The organism is Streptomyces sp. NPDC049577 (assembly GCF_040675635.1).
Lineage (GTDB): Bacteria > Actinomycetota > Actinomycetes > Streptomycetales > Streptomycetaceae > Streptomyces.
In genome coordinates, this window is the sequence record NZ_JBFAPH010000479.1 from 1 (window position 1) to 3,622 (window position 3,622).

Genomic DNA, 3,622 nt, shown 5'->3' on the forward strand with positions numbered 1-3,622 from the left:
GAAGGGCGGGGCGCCGCGTGCGGTGCGGTCGACGCCCCAGACCTCGGTGATGACGGCGATGTCGAAGGTGCGGATGCCGGGGAAGGCCACGAGAGCGATGCGCTGCGGCCGTGCCTGCGGCGTGCCCGGACGGGCGGCTGGTTCCATGCGCGTCAGTGTGGCACTAATCCATCGAACGCAGTCCCTCCTGCCACTGTCACGGTCCGTGCGCCGGCAGCAGGATCATGGGCATGGACAACACCACGCAGCTCACCCAGAACACGGCCCTCATCGTCATCGACGTGCAGAAGGGCTGGACCGACCCCGTCTTCCCGCCGCGCAACAACGCCGCCGCCGAGGAGAACATCGCGGCGCTGATCGACGCCTGGCAGACCGCCGGCCGTCCGGTCGTCTTCGTGCGGCACGACTCGCCCAAGCCGGACTCGCCGCTGCGCCCCGGCCAGGAGGGCAACGACCTCCAGGACTTCGTCGAGCAGCGACGCGGCAAGGGCGGCGGCCCGGAGCTGCTGCTCACCAAGACGGTGAACTCGGCCTTCATCGGCACGCCCGACCTGCGGAGCTGGCTGGACGCGGCCGGGATCCGGCAGATCGTGGTGGCGGGCATCATGACGAACTGGTGCGTGGACACGACGGCGCGGATGGGCGGCAACCTCGGGTACGAGGTGATCGTGCCGATCGACGCCACGCACACGTTCGACGCGGCGGGCCCGGACGGGCGGGTGCTGTCGGCGGACGAGCTGGCGCGCGCCACCGCGGTGAATCTGCACGCGGGCGGCTTCGCGAAGGTCGTCGCGACGGCGGACCTGCTGGACTGAGCGGGGGGGCAGGGCGGCCACGGACCGGCCGCCCGGAAGACCGGTCGTCAGCCGTTGCCTGTGGCCAGTTCGCGGCTGCGGTCCCGGGCCGCCTCCAGCGCCGCGATGAGCGCATGGCGGACGCCGTGCTTCTCCAGTTCCCGGATCGCGCTGATCGTCGTGCCGGCCGGCGAGGTGACCGCCTCGCGGAGCTTCACGGGGTGCTCGCCGCTGTCGCGCAGCATGACGGCCGCACCGATCGCGGCCTGGACGATCAGGTCGTGGGCCTTGTCGCGCGGGAGGCCGAGCAGGATGCCCGCGTCGGTCATGGCCTCGACGAGGTAGTAGAAGTACGCGGGGCCGGAGCCGGACAGCGCGGTGGCCGCGTCCTGCTGGGACTCGGGGACACGGAGGGTCTTGCCGACCGGCTTGAAGATGGCCTCCGCGCGCAGCAGGTGGCCCTCCGTGGCGTGGGAGCCGCCGGAGATCACCGACATGCCCTCGTCGACGAGGACGGGGGTGTTCGGCATGACGCGGACGACGGGCGTGCCGGCGGGAAGCCGCTCCTCGAAGAAGGCCGTGGGCACGCCGGCCGCCGCGCTGATGACCAGCCGGTCGGCGGGCAGGTGCGGGGCGAGCTCGTCGAGGAGCGTCGCCATGTCCTGCGGCTTGACGGCGAGGATCAGCGTGTCGGCCGCCTTGGCGGCCTCCGTGTTGCCGACCACCTCGACGCCGTAGCGGGTGCGCAGTGCCTCGGCGCGCTCGGGACGACGGGCCGTGCACATCAGGTCGTCCGCCGACCAGCCGGCCCGGATCATGCCGCTGAGCAGCGCCTCACCAATCTTGCCCGTTCCGAGAACGGCGACTTTCTGCGGCACGGTGGCTCACCTCTTCGCTCCGGGGGCGTACATCCTCGCACCTCCGCCCCGCCACGAGCGGAGTGTCCCGATTTCGGACACCGCGTTTACACCGCAGTTACAGATCAACTCCCCAAACATCAGCAAGACTTGGCCACTGTGTGGTCGAGTGTTTACAGCAAGCCGTACTCGACCTCCGCGACCTCCCACCGCTGCCGACAACGATCCTCATCGCATCGCTGTGCGCGCCGTCGCGCGCTGGAGGCCTCCATGCCGCAGACGTTCTTCCGCCGTGTCCGAAAAATGACCACCCGGCTCTCCCCGTCCCTCCCGGCGTCCCTCTCCCCGTCCGGCCTGCGCGCCGGTATACGGGCCAACCTGCGGGCGGACTTCACCGCCTCGCTCGTCGTCTTCCTCATAGCCGTGCCGCTCTCCGTCGGGATCGCCGTCGCCTCGGGCGTCCCCGTCGAGCTGGGGCTCGTCACCGGCATCGTCGGCGGACTGCTCACCGGCCTGCTGCCGGGCAGCAGTTTGCAGGTCAGCGGCCCCGCGGCCGGGCTGACCGTGCTGGTCTACGAGGCCGTGCGGGAGTACGGGCTGCGCGCGCTCGGCGTCCTGGTGCTCACCGCCGGGCTGCTCCAGATCGCGATGGGGCTGCTGCGGCTGGGCCGCTGGTTCCGCGCGATCTCCGTGGCGGTCGTCCAGGGCATGCTCGCCGGCATCGGCGTCGTCCTGATCGCCGGACAGCTGTACGCCCTCGCCGACGCGGACGCTCCCGCCGGCGGGCTGGAGAAACTGGGCGGCCTCGCGACACTGCTCACCGAAACCGTCAGCTCGCCCGACGCGCTGGTCGCCGTCGCGGTGGGCGCGGGTACGGCAGCGATGCTGGTGGTGTGGCCGCGCTGGCGGCGGGCCGCCCGGGTGGTGCCGGCGCCGCTGGTCGCGGTCGCCCTGGCGACGACCGTCGTGACCGTGCTGCGGCTGCCCGTCGACCGGGTGCGCGTGCGCGGACTGCTGGACGCCGTGCAGCCACCGGGCAGCGGCGACTTCGCGCGACTGACCGAGTTCGGCGTACTGGGCACCGTCCTGGCCTTCGCCCTGATCGCCTCGGCCGAGTCACTGTTCAGCGCGGCGGCGGTCGACCGGCTGCACGACGGCCCCCGCACCGACTTCAACCGGGAGCTCATCGCCCAGGGCGCGGGCAACACCGTCTGCGGCGCCCTGGGCGCGCTGCCGATGACGGCCGTCATCGTGCGCAGCTCGGCCAACGTCAACGCCGGCGCGCGCACCAAGGCCTCGCGCGTTCTGCACGGAGTGTGGCTGCTGGTCTTCGCGACGCTGCTGCCCTGGGCCCTGGAACTGATCCCCGTCGCCGCGCTGGCCGGGGTGCTCGTCCACGCCGGCTGGAAGCTGCTGCCCGGCAGGGAGCTCGGTCCGCTGTGGCGCGAGCAGCGCGGCGAGGTCGCCGTCCTCCTGGTGACCACGGCGGCAATCGTCATCACCAACCTCTTCGAGGGCGTCCTCATCGGCCTCCTCATGGCCGTCGTCAAGGCCGCCTGGGAGAGCTCGCACGTCCACATCGAGACGGTGCGCAGGGCCGACGGAGTCGTCCGGGTCCGGGTGCTCGGCAACGCCAACTTCCTGCGCCTGCCCAAGCTGCTGGACGAACTCGACGCCCTGCCCCGCCGCGGCCACGGCCCCGGCCGCGCGCCCGCCGTCGAACTCGACCTCAGCGACCTGCGGCACATGGACCGCGCCTGCCGATCCGCCCTGCTCGCCTGGGCCGAACGCAACGCCGCCGTCCGGCAGGACGACGAGGACGGCGAGGCCACGGGCCGCGTGGTGGCGGTCTAGCCTCCACCGCGACGTTCAAGAATTGGGGGTAAACGCGAGAAAGCCCTGGCAGGGGAACCCTGCCAGGGCTTTCTCTCAACAATAGTTCGGCGGCGTCCTACTCTCCCACACGGTCCC

Annotated in this window: 3 protein-coding genes and 1 pseudogene; 2 read left to right on the forward strand and 2 right to left on the reverse strand. The window is 71.9% G+C overall.

From position 1 onward, the window contains the following. A pseudogene (locus AB0K09_RS31315) lies at nucleotides 1–147 on the reverse strand (AraC family transcriptional regulator); the annotation flags it as partial. Between the two features lie 77 nt (nucleotides 148–224). On the opposite strand from AB0K09_RS31315, the gene AB0K09_RS31320 reads away from it, so the two are divergent. Beyond that, on the forward strand, nucleotides 225–815 hold the full coding sequence (locus AB0K09_RS31320; RefSeq protein WP_366068781.1) for a cysteine hydrolase family protein: 591 nt from the start codon (nucleotides 225–227) through the stop codon (nucleotides 813–815). A gap of 47 nt (nucleotides 816–862) precedes the next feature. Here the strand turns inward: AB0K09_RS31320 and proC are convergent, their stop codons facing one another. Next, on the reverse strand, nucleotides 863–1,672 hold the full coding sequence (gene proC / locus AB0K09_RS31325; protein ID WP_366068782.1) for a pyrroline-5-carboxylate reductase: 810 nt from the start codon (nucleotides 1,670–1,672) through the stop codon (nucleotides 863–865). 249 nt (nucleotides 1,673–1,921) lie between these two features. Between proC and AB0K09_RS31330 the strand changes: the two genes are divergently transcribed. Then, the gene (locus tag AB0K09_RS31330) at nucleotides 1,922–3,505 is read left to right on the forward strand and encodes a SulP family inorganic anion transporter (RefSeq protein ID WP_366068783.1); all 1,584 of its coding nucleotides are present in this window, start codon (nucleotides 1,922–1,924) and stop codon (nucleotides 3,503–3,505) included. Nucleotides 3,506–3,622: the final 117 nt, after the last annotated feature.